At 71.3% G+C, this 18694-nt stretch carries 11 protein-coding genes and 1 pseudogene; 5 read left to right on the top strand and 7 right to left on the bottom strand.

Going from position 1 to position 18694, the window contains the following annotated elements; all coding sequences use genetic code 11:
• Nucleotides 1-497: 497 nt before the first annotated feature.
• A pseudogene (locus tag WBK31_RS26390) lies at nucleotides 498-5233 on the bottom strand (DEAD/DEAH box helicase).
• A 91-nt stretch (nucleotides 5234-5324) separates the two neighbouring features.
• On the opposite strand from WBK31_RS26390, the gene WBK31_RS26385 reads away from it, so the two are divergent.
• Nucleotides 5325-5813, top strand: a complete 489-nt coding sequence (locus tag WBK31_RS26385; protein ID WP_364057242.1) for a VOC family protein — start codon at nucleotides 5325-5327, stop codon at nucleotides 5811-5813.
• Between the two features lie 168 nt (nucleotides 5814-5981).
• Here the strand turns inward: WBK31_RS26385 and WBK31_RS26380 are convergent, their stop codons facing one another.
• Nucleotides 5982-6176, bottom strand: a complete 195-nt coding sequence (locus WBK31_RS26380) for a hypothetical protein (protein WP_406673345.1) — start codon at nucleotides 6174-6176, stop codon at nucleotides 5982-5984.
• Between the two features lie 44 nt (nucleotides 6177-6220).
• On the opposite strand from WBK31_RS26380, the gene WBK31_RS26375 reads away from it, so the two are divergent.
• Nucleotides 6221-6415 (top strand): DUF3046 domain-containing protein, encoded by a 195-nt coding sequence (locus WBK31_RS26375; protein WP_364057236.1) that lies wholly within the window; start codon nucleotides 6221-6223, stop codon nucleotides 6413-6415.
• A gap of 31 nt (nucleotides 6416-6446) precedes the next feature.
• On the opposite strand, the gene WBK31_RS26370 is transcribed toward WBK31_RS26375, so the two are convergent.
• Nucleotides 6447-6728 carry a hypothetical protein gene (locus WBK31_RS26370; protein WP_364057233.1) on the bottom strand — a complete coding sequence of 94 codons (282 nt, stop codon included), beginning with the start codon at nucleotides 6726-6728 and terminating at the stop codon, nucleotides 6447-6449.
• Nucleotides 6729-7566: 838 nt separating this feature from the next.
• On the opposite strand from WBK31_RS26370, the gene recA reads away from it, so the two are divergent.
• From recA to rny, 3 genes are all read left to right on the top strand, one after another.
• Entirely contained in the window at nucleotides 7567-8655 is a 1089-nt protein-coding gene (recA, locus tag WBK31_RS26365; protein WP_364057230.1) for a recombinase RecA, read from the top strand.
• Nucleotides 8656-10579: 1924 nt separating this feature from the next.
• Nucleotides 10580-11122: a recombination regulator RecX gene (gene recX, locus WBK31_RS26360; RefSeq protein ID WP_378787039.1), complete on the top strand. Its 543-nt coding sequence runs from the start codon at nucleotides 10580-10582 to the stop codon at nucleotides 11120-11122.
• 1007 nt (nucleotides 11123-12129) lie between these two features.
• Nucleotides 12130-13746, top strand: coding sequence for a ribonuclease Y (gene rny / locus WBK31_RS26355; protein ID WP_364057224.1), 1617 nt, complete (start codon nucleotides 12130-12132; stop codon nucleotides 13744-13746).
• Nucleotides 13747-13847: 101 nt separating this feature from the next.
• Here rny and WBK31_RS26350 read toward each other — a convergent pair whose 3' ends face one another.
• From WBK31_RS26350 to WBK31_RS26335, 4 genes are all read right to left on the bottom strand, one after another.
• The gene (locus WBK31_RS26350; RefSeq protein ID WP_364057221.1) at nucleotides 13848-15665 is read right to left on the bottom strand and encodes a prolyl oligopeptidase family serine peptidase; all 1818 of its coding nucleotides are present in this window, start codon (nucleotides 15663-15665) and stop codon (nucleotides 13848-13850) included.
• A 428-nt stretch (nucleotides 15666-16093) separates the two neighbouring features.
• On the bottom strand, nucleotides 16094-16939 hold the full coding sequence (locus WBK31_RS26345) for a glutamate ABC transporter substrate-binding protein (RefSeq protein ID WP_364057218.1): 846 nt from the start codon (nucleotides 16937-16939) through the stop codon (nucleotides 16094-16096).
• Nucleotides 16940-17066: 127 nt separating this feature from the next.
• Nucleotides 17067-17984 (bottom strand): amino acid ABC transporter permease, encoded by a 918-nt coding sequence (locus tag WBK31_RS26340; RefSeq protein WP_378787042.1) that lies wholly within the window; start codon nucleotides 17982-17984, stop codon nucleotides 17067-17069.
• Nucleotides 17981-18649, bottom strand: coding sequence for an amino acid ABC transporter permease (locus WBK31_RS26335; RefSeq protein WP_364057212.1), 669 nt, complete (start codon nucleotides 18647-18649; stop codon nucleotides 17981-17983). The genes WBK31_RS26340 and WBK31_RS26335 overlap by 4 nt, the downstream gene beginning before the upstream one ends.
• Nucleotides 18650-18694: the final 45 nt, after the last annotated feature.

The following is an 18694-nucleotide window of genomic DNA, read 5'->3' as shown; positions in this document are numbered from 1 at the left end:
CACTTTCGCCCCACCAAACCACACTCAGGTTCCGCCTGAGGAAAGTCCGCCGTCCGCCGTCTGGTGTCTGGCGGCTGCGTGGCTCGGTGCGTGCGGCGATGGCACGCGGTCGTGGGCGACAGCGGTGGTGACAGCGACGGCGACCAGGCACGGCCGGCAGTCCTCGCCGTGCGCTGCGACCGCCACCGGTCCGGCGTAGCCCTCCTACCTCGCTGTATACGACGCCTTGCGTGCAGCGCCGCTACGCCTTCCGCCTCGGCAGCCGCCGCCTGCTGGGCGCCCTACGCGCTGTGGCCCCGCGCCTGGTCGCGTGCTGCGGCTGCGGCACCTCCTCGCCTTGGGCGGCTGTTGCCGCCTGCTGGGCCCTGCTACGCGCTGTGGCCCCGCGCCTCGTCGCGTGCTGCGGCTGCGACAGCTCCTCGTCTCAGGCGTCCCCGGACGACCAGCGGCCTCCACACCCTTCGGGCGGGAGTGGTGCGCGGCTTCGCCGGCAGAGGTCAGGCGCGGAGACGGAGGCCGCGCGGGGTGGGGTGGAAGCCGGCCTCTTCCAGGGCGGCCGCCAGCGGGGAGTCGACGATGCTCGTCCCGTCGGCGCGTTCGACGGTCAGCTTGCCCAGCGCCCCGTCGCGTACGGCCAGAGCCAGCGCGTCCACAGCAGGCCGCAGCCGCTCGCCGTCGGTGAACGACAGCAGCGTCTTGCCGCCGCGCTCGACGTACAGCACCAAGTGACCGTCCACGAGCACGACCAGCGACCCGGCCTTCCTGCCCGGCTTGTGCGAGACCTCCCCGGGATGCGGTGGCCAGGGGAGCGCGGCGCCGTACGGGCTGGCCGGGTCGGCGGCGGCCAGCACCACGGCCCGCCGCCCCCGCCCGTCACCGTCGGCCGCCCGCCCCTCAGGCGAGCCCGCACTCGGTGACATGGCGCGCATCCGGTCCACCGCCCCGGGCAGCGCGAACTGGGCGCCCCCGAGCCCTTCGACGAAGTAGCCGCGCCGGCACCGCCCGCTCTCCTCGTACGCCCGCAACACCTGATAAACGGGCGTGAACCCGCCGGGCAGCCGCTCGGACGTCACCGCCCCGCGCGTCACCACGCCGTGCCGCTCCAGCAGCACCTCGGCCTGCGCGTGCGCCCGCTGGGTGGCGTCGGCGGCCGGCGGCGGCAGCAGCCACCACCGCCCCGCCACGGTCGGCGGCCCGCTCCTGCTCGGCAGCACGGCCCTGCGCCGCCGCGTGGTGGCGGGCCGGTGCGCGGGCCGCCCGGTGCCGAGCGTGGCCCGCAGCGGCGCGAGCGTGTCGCCCGAGACGCGCCCGGCCCACACGAGGTCCCACAGCGCCGATGCGAGCGTGCCGTCGTCGAGCGAGCCGAGCCGGTCGGAGATGTCGCGGAAGAACAGCGCCCCGCCACCGCCCAGCAGCTCCAGGATCCGCTCGTGGAGCGGGGTCATCGTGATCTCGGCGGGCTCGGGCATCAGCAGCGGCGCGGTGTCGGCGAAGTAGAGCGACACCCAGCCGTCGCCGCCGGGCAGCGACCCCTGGCCGACCCACATGACGTCGCCCGACGAGGTCAGCTCGTCGAGCAGAGCCGGGTGATAGCCGGGCACCCGCGACGGCAGCACCAGCGTCTCCAGCGCGGATGCGGGGACGGCGGCGCCCTGGAGTTGTTCGATGGAGCGTACGAGCGCGTCCATGGCACGGGCGGAGCCGATGGCGCCGGGCGCGGTCTCGGCGGCGGCGGTGATGCCGTGCCAGGCGGGCAGGAACCGGGCGAGCGTCTCCGGCGCGACCGGCTCGACCTCCTTGCGCAGCCGGGCCAGCGACCTGCGGCGCAGCAGCCGCAGCACGCCCGCGTCGCACCACTCCTCGCCCCGCCCGCCGGGCCGGAACTCCCCGCTCACGACCCGCCCCGACGCCGCGAGCCGCCGCAGCGCGTCGGTCACCACGGCGACGCCGAGACCGAACCTGGCCGCGGCCGTGGAGGCGTGGAAGGGGCCGCGCGTGCGGGCGTGCCTGGCCAGCAGGTCGGCCAGCGGGTCGGTCACCGGCTCGAGGAACGCGTACGGCACCCCGACCGGCGGCGGGACGCCGAGCGCGTCGCGCATGCGGGCGGTGTCCTCGATGGCCGCCCACTGCTCCTCGCCGGCGACCCGCACCCGGATCGCCCGCCTGGCGCGTTCGAGCTCATCAAGCCATGCCGGGTCGCCGCCGCGCACGCTCACGTCGGGCGCGAGCAGCGGACCGTGCGAGCGCAGCAGATCGGCGAGGTCCTCGATGTCGCGCAGCGGCCGGTCGAGCCTGGCCAGCTCGCGTTCGGTGTCGGAGATGACGTCGGGGTCGAGCAGCTCGCGCAGGTCGGCCTGGCCGAGCAGCTCCGCGAGCAGCGTGGTGTCGAGCGCCAGTGCCTGAGCGCGGCGTTCGGCGAGCGGCGCGTCGCCCTCGTACATGAACGCGCCGATGTAGTGGAACAGCAGCGAGGTGGCGAACGGCGAGGCCTGCGAGGTCTCCACCTCCACCACCCGCACCCGGCGGGCGGCGATGTCGCGCATGAGCTGCACCAGCCCCGGCACGTCGAAGACGTCCTGGAGGCATTCGCGCATGGTCTCCAGCACGATCGGGAACGAGGCGTACTGCGATGCCACGCCCAGCAGATGCGCGGCCCGCTGCCGCTGCTGCCACAGCGGGCTGCGCCGGCCCGGCGTGCGGCGCGGCAGCAGCAGCGCCCGGCCCGCGCACTCCCTGAACCGGGAGGCGAACAGCGCCGAGCCGCCCAGCTCCTCGGTGACGATCTGCTCGATCTCCTCGGCGTCGAACGCCGCCACGTCGGTGGGCGGCTCGGCCAGCGTGTCGGGGATGCGCAGTACGATGCCATCGTCGGAGTGGACGGCCTGCACGTCGATGCCGTAGCGCTCGCGCAGCCGCCGGTTGATCGCCAGCGCCCACGGGGCGTGCACCCGCGCGCCGTAGGGGGAGTGGATCACCACCCGCCAGTCGCCCAGCTCGTCGTGGAAGCGCTCGACCACCAAGGTGCGGTCGTCGGGGACGTAGCCGGTGGCCTCGCGCTGCTCACGGAGGTAGGCGAGCAGGTTGCCCGCGGCGTATTCGTCGAGGCCGGCCGCGCGCAGGCGTTCGGTCGAGTCGTCCTTCGCCTGCTCGCGCAGGAACTCCCCGATCGCCCGGCCCAGCTCGGCAGGACGCCCCGGTGCGTCGCCGTGCCAGAACGGCAGCTTGCCCGGCTGCCCCGGCGCGGGCGAGACCAGCACCCGGTCGGCGGTGATGTCCTCGATGCGCCACGAGGTCGCGCCCAGCACGAACACGTCACCGACCCGCGACTCGTAGACCATCTCCTCGTCCAGCTCGCCCACCCGGGAGCCGCGCTCGCCCACCAGGAACACGCCGAACAGGCCACGGTCGGGGATCGTGCCGCCGTTGGTGACCGCGAGCCGCTGCGCGCCGGGACGGCCCTGGAGCGTGCCGGTGACGCGGTCCCACACGATGCGCGGGCGCAGCTCGGCGAACTCCTCGCTCGGATAGCGCCCCGCCAGCATGTCGAGCGTGGCCTCAAGGGCGCTCCTCGGCAGCGTCGCGTAGGGGGCGGCCCGCTTGACCACGCGCTCCAGCTCGTCGACCGTCCACTCGTCGAGCGCGGTCATCGCCACGATCTGCTGCGCCAGCACGTCGAGCGGATTACGCGGATAGCGCAGCTCCTCGATGAGGCCGTTCTTCATACGCTCGGCGACCACCGCCGTCTGCACCAGATCGCCGCGGTATTTGGGGAAGATGACGCCCTTGGACACCGCGCCCACCTGGTGTCCGGCCCGTCCGATGCGCTGCAGGCCGCTGGCCACGCTCGGCGGCGCCTCCACGCACGCCACCAGGTCCACCGAGCCCATGTCGATGCCCAGCTCCAGGCTGGACGTGGCGACCACGGCGGGCAGCCGGCCCGACTTCAGCGCCTCCTCGATCTGCGCCCGCTCCTCCTTGGAGACCGAGCCGTGGTGCGCGCGTACGATCTCCGACGCCGCGCCCTTGCTCGCCCCGGCCTGCGCCATCAGGTCGGCGGGCATGCGCTTGGGCGGCTGCGAAGGCTCCGGGGTCTTCCCCTGACCCGCTGAGGTCTTCCTAGAACCCGCCGGGGTTGTGTCCGGGCCCGCCGGGGTTGTGTCCGGCCCTGCCGGGGTCTCCTCTGAGCCGGCCGAGTCTCCTCTGGGCCGGCCCGGGTCTCCCAGATCGACAAATCGACGGTATCCGGGCCGTTTTCGCGTTCGTACGCCAGCTCGTTGAGCCGCGTGCACAGCCGCTCGGCCAGCCGCCGCGAGTTGGCGAACACGATGGTGGAGCTGTGGGACTCGATCAGGTCGAACAACCGGTCCTCGACGTGGGGCCAGATCGACCGGTTGCCCGGCTCGGGCGCGAACTCCTCGCCCTCCACCTGGCTCCTCGGGCGCGTCTCCATCTCCGTCATGTCCTCGACAGGGACGACGACCTCGACCTCGATGCGCTTGTCCGCGGGCGGCTGCACCACCGTGGCCGGGCGCGTGCCGCCCAGGAACGTCGCCACCTCGCTCACCGGGCGTACCGTCGCCGACAGCCCCACCCGCTGCGCCGGCTTGTCGAGCAGCGCGTCGAGCCGCTCCAGCGTCAGCGCCAGATGCGCGCCGCGCTTGGTGCCCGCGACCGCGTGCACCTCGTCGACGATCACGGTCTCCACGCCGCGCAACGCCTCCCGCGCCTGGCTCGTGAGCAGCAGGAACAGCGACTCCGGCGTGGTGATGAGGATGTCGGACGGCCGTGATGCGAACCGCCTGCGGTCTTCCGCCGGGGTGTCGCCCGAGCGGATCGCCACCGAGATCTCCGGCACCGGAAGGCCGAGCCGCCGCGCCGTCTGCTTCAGCCCGGCCAGCGGGGCGCGCAGGTTGCGCTCGACGTCGACGGCCAGCGCCTTGAGCGGCGAGACGTAGACGACCCGCGTACCGGCAGGCCGCTTCTCCTTCGGTTGCTTCTTCGGGGAGCGCGTCGCGTCGAGATCTCGCGTCGCTTCGAGGTCGCGTGCGGCGAGCCGGTCGAGCGACCACAGGAACGCCGCCAGCGTCTTCCCCGACCCCGTGGGCGCCACGACGAGCGTGTTGTCGCCACGCGAGATCGACTCCCACGCCCCCTCCTGCGCGGCCGTGGGGGCTTGGAAGGCTCCGGTGAACCATTCCCTGGTCACCTGGCTGAACTGGGCTAGCGAGCTCACCTGCCCATACTGCCTCGCGCCACCGACAGAAAACGCATGTCGCTTCGCGGCGTGACGGTTGGGTGCGGGCCCTGGCGGACATACAGCGACCGTGACCATCGACTACGCGGCCATCGAAGCCCGCCGTGCGGAAATACGCGAGCGTTACCTGTTAGCGCACCGGCCATCGAGCAGCGCACGCGGCCTGCACCACGTGGCGCTGCTCTCGTCCGACGTCGAACGGACCATCAAGTTCTACCAGGAGCTTCTGGAGTTCCCGCTCACCGAGATCTTCGAGAACCGCGACTACAAGGGCTCCAACCACTTCTTCTTCGACATCGGCAACGGCAACCTGCTGGCCTTCTTCGACTTTCCGGGGCTCGACCTGGGGCCGTACCGGGAAGTGCTCGGCGGGCTGCACCACATCGCGATCTCCGTCGATCCCGCCACGTGGGAACGGCTGCGCGGGAAGCTCGAGATGGCCGGCGTGCCGCACCAGATCGAAAGCGGCGCCTCCATTTACTTCAGGGACCCCGACGGCGCCCGGCTGGAGCTGCTCGCCGACCCTCTCGGTGAGATGTACGGCGCGCGGGTGATGTGACTCGCGCGGGTGACACGCCAGCCTCGTACGGGTGACGCGGCCAGCCTCGTACGGGTGATGCGGCTAGCGCGGGTGACGCGGCCAGTCTCGCGCGGGTGACGCGGCCAGCGTCGCACGGGTGATGCCGCTAACGCGGGTGACGCGGCCAGTGCCGCGCAGGTGATGTGGCTAGCGCCGCGACGGCCTGCGCGCCCTCGGCTTGCCCGCACGCGGCGCCTGCCTGATGCCGGCGTGCCGCTCGGCGCGCGCGGCCTTCTCCTTCTGTACGACCTGCCGCAGCATCGCTAACAGGCGGCGGCGTTTCGCCCTGTTGGCCTTCGTCTTGGCGGTCTTCGGGGGTGAAGCCTTGGGGGTCTTTGGCATGAGGATGTCGTACCCACCCCAGAGGCGCTTCCATACTTGAGTGCATGCGCCTGACCGAGTTCTGGAGACGGATGAACGCCCACTTCGGCGAGACGTACGCCGAGTCGTGGGCCCGCGACTACGTCCTGGCCCCGCTGGGCGGTCGCACCGTCATGCAGGCGCTGGCCGAGGGCGAGAGCGCCAAGACGGTGTGGCGCGCGGTCTGCCAGGTGGAGGACGTCTCGCCGAAGCTCCGCTGACCGGTCACTCCGTGCCGGGCCGGGGTGCGTCTCACTCCGTGCCGGGCTGCGGCGCGTCGAGCGTACGGCGCAGCGCGACGCACGTGCCGTACAGATCATCGGCCGCCCCCTGACCGCCCGGCGACCAGAGGAACTGCCAGCCCCGGTTCGACGGGGTGGCGAAGACGAGCGTCCTGCGGCCCGTATGCGGATGCCACACCCAGAGCACCGGATCGTCGCCTCCGACCATCCGGCTGACCAGACCGTGGGCGGGCAACAGGTCGGCGAGGGCCTGAAGATGAGCGCGCCGTTCCCCGGTGTAGCCGCTCGCCACGTGCGCCTCCAACCGTCGCCGTTGCAGTGAGTCTCCCCAGCTCAGCCGCCGATCAACATGCGGGACGGCATCATCGGCGGGTGATCCGTACGCGGGAGTCGCGGCGTGGGCGGCCCGTGATCGCAACGTCACCGCACGCTGAGACCGCCACCCGTTTTCCGCTACGCCCGCTCGTTCAGGACGCTCATTGCTCCCGCTACGTTCACCCCTTCGGGGCGTCCATTTCTTCCGGTACGTCCCCTTCGGTCGCGCCCGCCTCAGCGGCTGGGCCCGCCACCGCGGCTGGGCCTGTCCTGTCTGGACGCCCGCCCTATCGCAAGGGCCCTCGATCCCGCAGAGGCCGGATGTCCCAAGGGCGCCATCCGCGTCATCGGAGGCGCGCCCGACCCCACGGAGAGCCGCCTGACTCCCACGAAAAGCCAGTACGTGCACAGAACGGATAGGCCGCGCCTCCGCATGCCGAGCGAGGGACGAAGGGGACGAGGGAGGACGGGGAGAGGCCGGGCGGGAAGCCAGGGGAGAAGCAGGGAGAGAAACCAGAGCAGAGTCTGGAGAGAACCCGGAGCAGGGACCGGGAGGAAGACCAGGGCCAGGGGCCGGGAAACAGGCCAGGGCCAGGGGTCGGGAGGGAAACAGACCAGGGGCCAGGGGTCGGGAGTGAAACCACCAGGGGAGAGGTCACCTGCGTGTTCCTGCGTGTTCCTGCTGTGATCGAACAGCCGTTCGGCTACGATGGACGAAGCCGGGCCACGTCTTCCCCGACTGCGTCGAAAATGTCGGTGGCAGGCCGTAGCTTTCACTCGACTGATCGGACCACGACCCTCCAGGGGGAGTTCCCATGGCTATCAACGACCGCGAGAAGGCCCTCGAGACCGCCCTCGCTCAGATCGAGCGGCAGTTCGGCAAGGGCTCTGTCATGAGGCTGGGCGACGACGCCCGAGCTCCCATCGAGGTGATCCCCACTGGGTCCATCTCCCTGGACGTCGCCCTCGGCATCGGCGGTCTGCCGCGCGGGCGCATCGTGGAGATCTACGGCCCCGAGTCGTCGGGTAAGACCACGATCGCCCTGCACGCGGTGGCCAACGCCCAGCGCGCCGGGGGCATCGCCGCGTTCATCGACGCCGAGCACGCGCTCGACCCCGAATACGCCAAGAAGCTCGGGGTCGACACCGACGCCCTGCTGGTGTCCCAGCCCGACACGGGTGAGCAGGCGCTCGAGATCGCCGACATGCTGATCAGGTCCGGCGCGGTCGACATCATCGTCGTCGACTCCGTGGCCGCCCTGGTGCCCAAGGCCGAGATCGAGGGCGAGATGGGCGACAGCCACGTCGGTCTCCAGGCCCGCCTGATGTCGCAGGCGCTGCGCAAGATCGCCGGCGCGCTCAGCAGCACCGGCACCACCGCCATCTTCATCAACCAGCTCCGCGAGAAGATCGGCGTCATGTTCGGCAGCCCCGAGACCACGACCGGTGGTAAGGCGCTGAAGTTCTACGCCTCGGTCCGCATGGACATCCGGCGCATCGAGACCCTCAAGGACGGCACGGAGGCGGTCGGCAACCGCACCCGGGTCAAGATTGTCAAGAACAAGATGGCCCCGCCCTTCCGGGTCGCCGACTTCGACATCCTCTACGGCGTGGGCATCTCCCGCGAGGGCGGCCTCATCGACATGGGTGTGGAGCACGGCTTCGTCCGCAAGTCCGGCGCCTGGTACACGTACGAGGGCGAGCAGCTCGGCCAGGGCAAGGAGAACGCTCGCAACTTCCTGCGCAACCACCCCGACATGGCCAACGAGATCGAGAAGAAGATCAAGGACAAGCTGGGTGTGGGCCCGCGCCTCGACGCTCCCGCCGAGACCGCTGCTCCGGCTCCGGCCGCCGCCTCCTCGGGCCGCGGCTCCAAGTCCACTCCCAAGCCGGGTGACGTCTGAGCGTCGGCCGCATGAGCAACACCGACCGGCCACAGGTGCCCCGTACACCGGATCGGGGCGCCTGGCCCGACCCCTCCTCCCGCCGCCGTGACCTGGCCCGCTCAGCCACGGACGGCTGGCCGTCGGTAGCCGAATGGCGCGAACAGCGCGCCCGCCAACGCGCCCACGAAACCCCATCAGCAGAGAAGGAACCAGCACCACCGGCGAACCCGGCAGAGAACCCTCCCGAAAGCCCAGCGGCGAGGGTCCTCACGGGAGACGCTCCGAACCCGGCCACAGGGAGCCGCAAGAAGGACACCTCCGCAACGGCCGACTCCGCGCAGCCCGAGTTCGTGCAAGCCGAGTCCGTGCAGGCCGAGTTTGCGCAGGCCCTCTCCGTGCAGGCCGTCCCACAGCCGTCGGCTGACGGCACCAGGCGTCGTGCGGAGGCCGAACCGCCTGCGGATGTGCCTGAGAGCAGTGCAGACGAGGACTGGCGGGGCGCCCGAGGTGACGACCGGCGGGGCGCCCGAGGTGACGGTCAGCCGGGCCTTTATGGCGAGGACTGGCGGGGCACTCGAGGTGACGACCGGCGGGGCCTTTATGGCGAGGACTGGCGAGCTTCCCTAGGCGGGGACTGGCGGGACTCCCGAGACGCGGATCGGCGAGGCTCTCACACCGCCGGCATTCCGCCAGAGCCGCCCTCCAAGGCCCCACACCCGTTCTTCCAGCACAGCGAAGGACCGAACTTCACAACGGCTCAGGACGGCGACGAGGTCCGTCCAGAGCGTTCACAGCAGCGCCGCCCGGCGGATGAATGGCACTCGGAGGTGCTCGCCGGTCCGAGCTGGTTCGCTCCCGTCCCTGACGAGGGCGACTCGCGACGGCGAGGCCGAGCACGCCGCGGCGGTGGTTCCGGCAGTGCGTCCGGCGACCGTTCCAGCCGATTCGGTACGCCGTCCGCAGAGCCCCCGGCAGGCGGCCGATCCCGCAAGGGCCGCAGCCGCCCGCCCACCGACCCCGGGCGGATCGACGCCGAGCCCGCCCCCTTCGGCGGCGAGTCCGGCCGGCCCGACGAAGGACGTGACTCTTCGGACGGGGCGCACCACTCGGTCGGTGGAGCAGCCGGTTCCGGGGACGAGGAGCGCGATTCGCTCGCGGGGACAATCGGTCCCTTGCATGGGGAGCACGAGCCAGGCGGTGGCGGGCGTGCTCAGCTCGGCGGCGAGCCTGACTGGCCCGGCGAAGGGCGTGGCTCTTCACGCGGGAAGCGTGACTCGTCAGGTGGCGGGCGTCGTTCCTCAGGTGAGGAGCGGGGCTCGTTCGGTGACGGGCGTGCTTCTTCGAGTGGGGAGCGTGGCTCGTTCAGCGCGGAGAGCGGGCTGTTCGGTGAGGGCTCAGAGTCCTCCAGGCAGGACACCGGGTCGTTTGGTGGGGGCGCAGGGGCTTCCAGGCAGGGCACCGGGCTGTTTGGTGGGGGCGCAGAGGTCTCCGGAGAGGGCACCGGGCCGTTCGGTGGGGACGCAGGGCCTTTCGGGCGAGACACAGGGTCGTTCGGTGATGGCGCAGGGGCCTCCGTGCAGGAAACCGGGGTGTTCGGTGGCGGCGCAGGGGCCTTCGAGGAGGATGCCGGGCCGTTCGGCGAGGGAGACGGGTCGTTCCGCGAGGGGGCCGTGCGGCGCGGACGGAAGGGCGGTCGCTACGGGAGGAAGTCCCGCGGAAGCGGCACCCAGGACCGAGGCTGGTCGCCTGATGGGTCCGATGATGACAGTGGGGCCGGCCCAGGTTTCCGGCGCCAAGGTCGGCGTAGGGGGTGGTCGCCTGAGGGGGCCGACGACGACGGTCAGGTTGGCTCAGGGCAGCGTCGGGGATGGTCGCCTAAGGGGTCCGACGCTGACGGTGGGGCCGGCGAGGGGAGCGGCGCCGAGGGCGGCGTCGGGGATGGTTGCCTGACGGGCCGGACGACGACAGCCCGGCAGGCACCGGGCCGCACGCGGATCCGGAGGCAGTGGCGCGGGCCATCTGCCTGCGGCTGCTCACCATCGCCCCCAAGACCCGTGCCCAGCTCGCGGACGCCCTGCGCAAACGGGACGTGCCGGAGGAGGCCGCGGAGGCGGTGCTCAGCCGCTTCTCCGAGTTGGGGCTGATCAACGACGAGGCGTTCGCGGCGGCGTGGGTCGACTCGCGTCACCACGGCCGTGGGCTGGCCAAGCGCGCGCTGGCGGCCGAGCTGCGACAGCGGGGCGTGGACAGCGAGACGGTCAGCGAGGCCGTAGAGCGTCTCGACCCCGAGCAGGAGGTGGAGACCGCCCGGCGGCTCGTCGAACGCAAGCTCGCCTCCACCCGCTCGCTCGACCCGCAGAAGCGCACCCGCCGCCTGGCCGGCATGCTGGCCCGCAAGGGCTACCCCTCAGGCCTCGCCTACCGCGTCATCCGCGAAGCCCTCGAACAGGAGGGCATCGAGATGGACGAAGAGTTCCCGTCGTAAGCAGGCCGGCCGCGACGCTTAGGGGCCACCGGAGCACGTAGTCGTGCATCGGAGTGCGTGGTCGCGTCGTGTCTTGCTGTCGGTTCGGGCGCGTCGGCGGTTGTGCTGCCTCTTGCTGTCGGTTCGGGCGGTTTGGCGGTGGTGTTGCGTCTTGTCGTCGGTTCGGGCGGTTTGGCGGTGGTGTTGCGTCTTGTCGTCGGTTTGAGCGGTTCGGTGGTTGCGTAGCGTCTTGCCGTTGATTCGGGTGGATCAGCGGTGGTGTTGCGTCTTGCTGTCGGGTTGAGCGGTTTGGCGGTGGTGTCGCGTCTTATCGTCGATTCGGGCGGCTCTGTGGTCGTATCGTGCCTCGTCGCCGACTCACGTGGCTCCGTCTTGGCCAGGCGGGGTTACGAAGTCTCACCGTGGATTCCGGGCTTCCGGTCTTATGCGGTCGGGGTTGAGGGGCCTGATTCTCAGGCGGTGTGAGGTGCTGGGACCGTTGAGTTCCGGCTTTGCAGGTGCGGTTACGGGCCTCGCGTGTGCGGTCTTCACAGATTGACGGTGTTTTGGGCGTTGGGTGGTTGAAAGGCGCGGGTGGGGGTGGGGTGCACGGTTCGGGTTTTCGTGGTGTGCCGGGTTCTAGGTTCGCGTGCGTGGCCTTCGGCGTGGCTCGCGGGGCTTGGTGTGGTGGCTCTGTGAGGCGTCGGGGGTGGGGTGTGCGGGCGGGGCTCGTAAGACACGCTTGATGCCGCGTTTGCTTGCTCGTGACCTGTTCGACGCATAACCTCGACGGCAGTGAGGAGTTACTCCGCGCAGCGCGGATTGCCATACCGGTGAACGACGGACGAACGAGCAGGGTTGATCGAGGCAGGCGAGGTGTCGGCCGCGGGGGTCGGCGCCCGGTCGGCCGTGTCTTGGCCTCGATCGTGGCGATGGTGCCGACCTGGCGATCCGCGGCGCGCCTGTGACCCCTCCTGTTTTGTGGCCGCGTTATGAGTTCCTGACGACGCGAGGAGGGCGGGGCGCACATGGGGCCGCTGGTCGTGGTGCTGATGGTGGCGGTGCTCGTGCTCGCGTTCGGCATGGTGGGGGCGCTCCTCGTCGTCGTACGGCGCACATCGGCCGTTGTGCCGCGCGCCGCTGAGCCTGACCCCGCGCAGATGGAGGCCGTGCAGCAGGAGCTGGAGCAGGCACGCGAGCAGGCAAGGGAGATTCGCAGCAAGGCGGAGAGCGACGCCGAGGAGATCCTGCGCAGGTCGGAGGCGGCGGCCGAGAGCGCCGCGCAGATGCGGCGGGAGGTCGAGGAGGAGAGCCGGATACTCAAGTCCGAGCTCAAGGAGCTGCGCGCCGACCTCGAACGCCGCGAGGCCCGCCTGGCCGAGCGGGAGCAGCGGCTGGACGAGGAGGCCAGGCGGCAGGCCGAGCGGGACAGGAAGCTGGCCGAGACGGAGATCGAGCTGGCCGACCGCCGCGAGGAGCTGCTGCAGGTCGAGGAGGAACGCCGCCGCATCCTCGAGCGGGTGGCCGGGCTGACGAGCGAGCAGGCCAAGGCCGAGCTGGTCAAAGAGATCGAGAACCAGGCCAAGCGTGAGGCGGCGCTCATCGTCAGGGAGATCGAGGGGCAGGCGCGCAAAGAGGGCGAGAAGCGCGCCACGAAGATCATCACGCTGGCCGTTCAGCGGCTGGCGGCGGAGCAGACGGCCGAGTCGGTCGTCAGCGTGCTGCACCTTCCCGGCGACGAGATGAAGGGCCGCATCATCGGGCGCGAGGGCCGTAACATCCGCGCGTTCGAGTCCACGACCGGGGTCAATCTGATCATCGACGACACCCCGGAAGCGGTGCTGCTGTCGTGTTTCGACCCGGTACGCCGGGAGACCGCCCGGCTGACGCTGGAGAAGCTGGTGCTCGACGGGCGCATCCACCCGCAGCGCATCGAGGAGGCCCACGACCGCAGCCGCCAGGAGGTGCAGGACCTGTGCGCGCGGGCCGGCGAGGACGCCCTGGTCGAGCTGGGCATCACCGACATGCACCCGGAGCTGACGCTGCTGCTCGGGCAGTTGCGCTACCGCACCTCCTACGGTCAGAACGTGCTCAAGCACCTCATCGAGTCGGCCCACATCGCCGGCATCATGGCGGCCGAGCTGAAGCTGGACCAGGCGCTGGTGAAGCGCTGCGCGCTGCTGCACGACATCGGCAAGGCGCTCACCCACGAGGTCGAGGGCAGCCATGCGCTGATCGGAGCCGAGATCGCCCGCCGCTACGGCGAGGACGAGGAGGTGGTGCACGCCATCGAGGCGCACCACAACGAGGTCGAGGTCCGTACGGTCGAGGCGGTGCTCACGCAGGCCGCCGACGCGATCAGCGGCAGCCGCCCCGGCGCCAGGCGGGAGTCGCTGGAGGCGTACGTCAAGCGGCTTGAGCGCCTGGAGGAGATCGCGCAGTCGTACGAGGGCGTGGAGAAGGTGTTCGCCATGCAGGCCGGGCGGGAGATCCGGGTGATGGTCAAGCCCGACGCCATCGACGACATCCAGGCCCAGGTGATCGCCAGGGACGTGGCCAAGCAGGTGGAGGAGGAGCTCACGTACCCGGGGCAGATCCGCATCACCGTGGTGAGGGAGTCGCGGGCGACCGAGTTCGCCCGCTAGACCTCATTCCTGGGCCTGCGCCGGATTCGCGCGCCCTCGCCTGAGCCCCAGGCCGCCCCGGCCCGGCCCTGCCCTGTCCTGCCCTGCCGAGCCAGGGCGCGTCAGGCGAAGAGTTGCTGGTAGAACGCGAGTTCGGCAGCCAGGGCGGCGACGCGGGTCTCCATACGGCGGAAGCCGTGCGACTCGCCTTCGAACGCGAGGTACGTGCACGGCACGCCACGTTCGGACAGCGCGTCGGCGAACGCCGTGGACTGCTGGGGCGGCACCACGGGGTCGTCGAGGCCCTGGAGGAGCAGCATGGGGCAGGTGACGCCGTCGACGAGGGCGAGGGGTTCGCGGCTCGCGTACACCTCGGGGTCCTCCGGCCCCACCAGCCACTCGACGTAGCGTGACTCGAAGTCGTGGGTGTGGGCGATGAGCGGGCCGAGCGCGCTCACCCCGAAGTACGACACTCCACCCGCGAACACGTCGGACCTGCAGCAGGCCGCCATCACGGTCCAGCCGCCCGCGCTGCCGCCGCGCACGGCGATTCTGGCGGGGTCGGCGAGGCCCTCGGCGGCCAGCCATTCGGCGGCGGCGACGGTGTCGGCGACGTCGACCAGCCCCCACTGGCCCTTGAGCCGGTCGCGGTAGGCCCTGCCGTAGCCGGTGGAGCCGCCGTAGTTGACGTCGAGCACGCCGATGCCGCGCGAGGTCAGGAACGCCTTCTCCAGGTCGAGCCCGGTGTCGGCGTGGGCGGTCGGACCGCCGTGCACGAAGATCACGTAAGGGGGCGGGCGGTCGTCGGCGGCCTCGGGGTGCGGCGGGTAGAGATAGGCGTGGACGTCGCCTCCCACCCGTACGGCCTGGGGCAGCGGCAGGTAGGAGGGGTCGGGCAGGGCGGCGGTCTCGCCGGTGAGACGCCGGTGGCCGCCCGTGGCGGTGTCGACGGTGACGACCGAGCGGGGCGTCGTGGCGGCGTGCCCGATGCCGGTCACCGTGGTGCCGTCGGCGGCCAGCGCCGCGTCCCAGCCGGTGCAGGGCGTCTCCAGGTCGGTGAGCGTGCCCCGCTCCGGGTCGAGCAGGCCGAGCCGCAGGTCGCCGCGCCCGTGCAGGACGGCGAGGCGGCCGTCGTCGAGCGCCGCGTACGGCATGCCGCCCAGCCGCCACGGCGGCAGCGTGAACTCCTCCTCGGCCGGCCACAGCGCCCGTGCGTCCTCGCCGCGCAGGCCGATCTCGTAGAGGTTCCACCAGCCGGAGGCATCGGAGACGAGGTAGAGCCGCGAGTCGTCCTTCCAGCTCGGCGACAGCACGGACTCGTCGGGGCCGCCGCGAACCGTCCAGGTCTCGCCGTCCGCCAGGCGGGTGACGCGCAGCTCGGTGCCGTTCCACGGCATGCGCGGGTGGTCCCAGCAGACATAGGCGAGGTGCCGCCCGTCGGGGGACAGCGCGGGGGAGGCGTAGAAGTCGCAGCCGGTGGCCCGATCGCGGATCTCGCCGCCGTCGAGCGGGATGGAGACGACGGCCCGGGTGATCTTGCCGTCCTCGCCGTGGCTCTCGCGTACGCACCACACCTGGCCGTCGCGCACCACCAGGTCGGCGTAGCGGGATCCCTCCTCCGTGAGGGGTTTCGGTTCGCCGTTTTCGCCCAGAACGTAGAGGCGCTGATCCTTGAGGTTGGCGAACACCACCTCGCCCGCAGGGGTGACCGCGTAGGGGCGGCCGCCGTACTCGTGGACCCGGGTGCGCGCGCACCACGGGGCGGGCAGCAGGTCACGGCGGGTGCCGTCGGGGTCGCGGCGCACGATCGCGGTGCGCCCACCCTCGTCAGGGCGGTCCTCGGTCCACCACACCCGGCCGTCGCGGGCCGTGGGCCAGCCGGGACGTACGCCGGCGGCGGCCACGTCTCTGGTCGAAATGGGGGAGGGCCAGAAAGGCATACCCGCATCCTGCCGGAAGATCGCCGGGAGTGCGGGCCGGTCCTCACAGTTCAGCGCACGTTCCACGAGATCACCCACCCCGTGAAGCCGAGATCACCTACCCCCTGGATGCCGTCCCGCCCTCCCCGGAAGGGACCGCCGGTGGGGTGGGGTTGTGGGCGGCGAGGTCCCGGCGGGGGCGTGGGCAGGGAGCGAGGTTCCGGGGTGGAGTTTTCGGTGGGTGCGTAAGTGGGGGGAGCGCGGGTGGGGGCCGTGCGTGGCGAGGTCCCGGCGGGGGCGTGGGCAAGGAGTGAGGTTTCGGGGTGGAGGTGCCGTCGTAGGGAGCGCGGGTGGGGCGGTGGTGTGCCTCGGCGGGTGCGCGGGTCGGGGCGTGCGAAGGCCCCGGGTGCGACCGGCGTCGAGGTGGAGGTCTCGGCGGGTGCGCGGGGTCAGGGGCAGGAGGCGGAGCGGGGGAGGGCGGACGGGAGCGCGAGGTTGGTACGGCCGAACCACTTGCGCAGCAGCCGGGTCGTCGTGCCGTCCCGCCACATGGCGGCGATGGCGCGGTTGACGGCCTGGCAGGTCTTGATGTCGCCCTCCTTCAGGCCCACCGCCCACGGCTCGTCGCTGATCGGCTGGTTGAGCAGCCGGAACCGGCCGGGGGAGCGCGCCGCGTAGCCGGCCAGGATGAGGTTCTCCGTGCTGACGGCGTCCAGCAGGTTGTCCTGGAGCTTGCGCACGCACATGGAGTAGTTGGCCGCGGGCACGAGCTCGGCGGGCAGGTCCAGTTTGCCGTCGGGCGGCGGGTCCACGATCCGCCGGTACGAGTTGGAGCCCTCGGCCAGGCAGATCCGCCTGCCGCGCAGGTCGCGGACGCTCTGGATCCGGGGATCGGCGGCGCGGACCATGGTGTCCTGATTGACGATCACGTACGGCCCGGCGAACGTCACTTTGGGCTTGCGCGACTCGATGATCGAGTACGATGCCACGATCATGTCCACGCTGCCGTTCTGCAGCAGCGCCTCGCGGGTCGACGACGGCGACTCCCGCCAGGTGATGTCGACCTTGGCGCCGCCGGCGAGATGACGGACGAGGTAGCGGGCGACGTCCACGTCGAAACCCTGCGGTTCGCCGTCGCCGGTGCGCAGGGCGACGCCGGGCTGGTCCCACTTGGTGCCGACGACGACCTTCCGGGTGTGCTTGATCTTGTCGAGGACGGTGAGGTCCGGGCCTCCGCTGCTACAGGCGGTCAGGCCGACCGTCACGGCCGCCGCCGCGAGCACCACCACGCGCATGGAATACGGTAACCCGCCCAAAAGCGAACAGACGGCGCATAGCAGTTTCTTGACCATCTTTGGAACGCCGGAAAAGCCGGAGCCCCCGGCGAGGCGCTCGCCGGGGGCTCAAGGTAGGGCCTCTGTCTCACTCCACGGGACGGTCGGGGGCCATGCCACCGCCCTCGGTGCCCTGGCCCGCGGCCACGCCCACCTCGGCGGCGCCGGGCGCGGCGACGGGGGCCGCCGCCGTCTTGCGGCTGCGCCGGCTGCGCCGCTCCAGCCAGGTGGCCAGGTAGCTCAGCGACAGGTTCAGGGCGACATAGATGATGCCGATGACGATCGCCGCCGGGATCAGCGTGCCGAAGAGCGCGGCCGGCAGGATCTTGAAGCCGGTGTTGAGCAGGTCGACGTAGGCGATGATGTAACCGAGCGCGGTGTCCTTCAGCAGCACCACGAGCTGGCTGACGATCGCCGGCATCATCGCCGTGACGGCCTGCGGCAGCAGCACCAGCCGCATCACCTGGTTCTTGCGCATGCCGATCGCGTACGCCGCCTCCGACTGCCCCTTGGGCACCGCGTGCACGCCCGCCCTGACCACCTCGGCGAGCACCGAGCCGTTGTAGAGCATGAGGCCGAGCACGACGGAGATGAACGCGTAGTCGCCGCCGCCGAACAGCTGGGGCGCCAGGTAGAAGATGAAGAAGATCAGCAGCAGCAGCGGGATCGCCCGGAAGACCTCGACCACGACGCCGGCCGGGATGCGGATCCAGGCGTGGTCGGAGAGCCTGGCCAGGCCGAAGATCGCGCCGAACGCCAGCGCCAGCACTGCCGCCACGGCCGCCGCGCGCAGCGTGCCGATCAGGCCCGGGATGATGTAGACCTGCCAGGTGTTCCACTCCAGGAACGGCGCCCAGATCTTGCCGTCGAACTGGTCCTTGGCGTCGAAGCCTCGGTAGACGCCGTACAGGACGGCGAGCACCGCGACGACGCTGATAACGGTGAGGCCGTGGTTGCGCAGCCGGCCGCGCGGCCCGGGAGCGTCGAAAAGTACGGAGGTGCTCATCGGGCCACCGCCAGTCGCCGGGCCAGCCACCCGGTGAAGAAGCCGATCGGCATCGTCAGCGCCATGAACGCCACGACGATGCCGAGGAAGATCGGGATGGACGCGCCGGTCTGGTCAAAGGTGATCTTCATGACCGCCGCGGAGTCGAGGAGGTAGCCACCGGCCGTCGCGACCGTGGTGTTCTTGATCATGGCGATGATCACGCTGCCGAGCGGCGCGATGACCGAGCGGAACGCCTGGGGCAGGATGATCAGCCGCAGCGACTGCATGAACGTCAGCCCGATCGCCCTGGCCGCCTCGGCCTGCCCCAGCGGCACCGTGTTCACGCCAGCGCGCAGCGCCTCGCAGACGAAGGCCGCGGTGTAGACCGACAGGCCCATCGACACGATCCAGAACGAGTTGGTCGTCGGCGTCTCGGAGAACACCAGGCCGAGCTTGTCGCTCAGGCCCAACGCCGAGAAGGCCAGGACCAGCGTCAGCGGGGTGTTGCGCACCACGTTGACATAGATCGTCCCGGCCGCTCGCAGTACGGGGATGGGTGAGACCCGCATCGCCACCAGGATCGTGCCGAGGATCATGGAGGCGACCCCGGCCACGAGGGAGAGCTTGATGTTCTCCAGGAATCCGAGCGCGAGGTCGGGGCCGTACTTGATGAGTTCGTCCATTGTGCTCCACCGCATAGATAGCGGCGGCCGGAGCACCGGCCGCCG

This window comes from Nonomuraea sp. N2-4H (assembly GCF_045291505.1).
Taxonomy (GTDB): Bacteria; Actinomycetota; Actinomycetes; order Streptosporangiales; family Streptosporangiaceae; genus Nonomuraea; species Nonomuraea fastidiosa.
Note: the sequence above shows the minus strand (reverse complement) of the source record. Positions and strands in the feature narration are given on the sequence as shown.

Bases quoted from the DNA above. Each gene is read 5' to 3' on its own strand.
- WBK31_RS26335 (WP_364057212.1), bottom strand. From the start codon at position 18,649: ATGGACGAACTCATCAAGTACGGCCCCGACCTCGCGCTCGGATTCCTG.
- rny (WP_364057224.1), top strand. From the start codon at position 12,130: ATGGGGCCGCTGGTCGTGGTGCTGATGGTGGCGGTGCTCGTGCTCGCG.
- WBK31_RS26380 (WP_406673345.1), bottom strand. From the start codon at position 6,176: ATGCCAAAGACCCCCAAGGCTTCACCCCCGAAGACCGCCAAGACGAAG.
- WBK31_RS26340 (WP_378787042.1), bottom strand. From the start codon at position 17,984: ATGAGCACCTCCGTACTTTTCGACGCTCCCGGGCCGCGCGGCCGGCTG.
- recA (WP_364057230.1), top strand. From the start codon at position 7,567: ATGGCTATCAACGACCGCGAGAAGGCCCTCGAGACCGCCCTCGCTCAG.
- WBK31_RS26345 (WP_364057218.1), bottom strand. From the start codon at position 16,939: ATGCGCGTGGTGGTGCTCGCGGCGGCGGCCGTGACGGTCGGCCTGACC.
- WBK31_RS26350 (WP_364057221.1), bottom strand. From the start codon at position 15,665: ATGCCTTTCTGGCCCTCCCCCATTTCGACCAGAGACGTGGCCGCCGCC.
- WBK31_RS26375 (WP_364057236.1), top strand. From the start codon at position 6,221: ATGCGCCTGACCGAGTTCTGGAGACGGATGAACGCCCACTTCGGCGAG.